We start from the raw sequence: 851 nt of genomic DNA on the forward strand, positions 1-851 counted from the left end.
AAAAGGTTGAAATGAATCGGATTTCTGTGTGAAGTTTTGAAGGTATATACCTTTGATGGCCTAGTGGCTCAGTTGGTTAGAGCGCCGCCCTGTCACGGCGGAGGTCACGGGTTCGAGTCCCGTCTGGGTCGTTTTATATGGGATCTTAGCTCAGCTGGGAGAGCATCTGCCTTACAAGCAGAGGGTCACAGGTTCGAGCCCTGTAGGTCCCATTTAAAACTAATAAAATTGAATATGCCGATGTGGCTCAATTGGCAGAGCAGCTGATTTGTAATCAGCAGGTTATCGGTTCGAGTCCGATCATCGGCTTTACATTAGGCATAGAAATTTGATTTTTGTGAATAATGTTATGGGTGGATTCCCGAGTGGCCAAAGGGGACAGACTGTAAATCTGCTGGCGATGCCTTCGAAGGTTCGAATCCTTCTCCGCCCATTAGGAGTAAGAATTAGAAATCTGCTTTGAGAAACCAAAACGGTTCGAATCCTTCTCCGCCCATTAGCTTTTAAAACTAAATAAAAGCGCTAACTAATATCGCGGGATGGAGCAGTCTGGAAGCTCGTCGGGCTCATAACCCGAAGGTCGTAGGTTCAAATCCTACTCCCGCAACTCAATGCCCAGTTAGCTCAGTTGGTAGAGCAGAGGACTGAAAATCCTCGTGTCTCTGGTTCGATTCCGGAACTGGGCATTAAAGACAAAATTTCATATGGGTGTGTAGCTCAGTTGGTAGAGCACTTGACTTTTAATCAAGTTGTCCCGGGTTCGAACCCCGGCACGCTCACTGTAAGGAATGCGAAAGCATTCCTTTTTTTGCTTTATAGGAAAGTTCGATTTTTGCCGACCTCTTGAACGA

7 tRNA genes are annotated in these 851 nt (G+C 46.3%); all 7 read left to right on the top strand.

Features of this window, described 5'->3' with window-relative positions:
• Nucleotides 1-57 precede the first annotated feature (57 nt).
• Nucleotides 58-131, top strand: a tRNA-Asp gene (locus LG34_RS16375).
• Between the two features lie 8 nt (nucleotides 132-139).
• Nucleotides 140-212: transfer RNA gene (locus LG34_RS16380), tRNA-Val, on the top strand.
• A 24-nt stretch (nucleotides 213-236) separates the two neighbouring features.
• Nucleotides 237-309: transfer RNA gene (locus tag LG34_RS16385), tRNA-Thr, on the top strand.
• Nucleotides 310-351: 42 nt separating this feature from the next.
• Nucleotides 352-433 (top strand) — tRNA-Tyr (locus LG34_RS16390).
• Nucleotides 434-533: 100 nt separating this feature from the next.
• Nucleotides 534-607 (top strand) — tRNA-Met (locus tag LG34_RS16395).
• A 6-nt stretch (nucleotides 608-613) separates the two neighbouring features.
• A tRNA-Phe gene (locus tag LG34_RS16400) sits at nucleotides 614-686 on the top strand.
• Between the two features lie 20 nt (nucleotides 687-706).
• Nucleotides 707-779: transfer RNA gene (locus LG34_RS16405), tRNA-Lys, on the top strand.
• Nucleotides 780-851 lie beyond the last annotated feature (72 nt).

It is taken from the genome of Eubacterium ramulus (assembly GCF_003122485.1).
Taxonomy (GTDB): domain Bacteria; phylum Bacillota; class Clostridia; order Lachnospirales; family Lachnospiraceae; genus Eubacterium_I; species Eubacterium_I ramulus_A.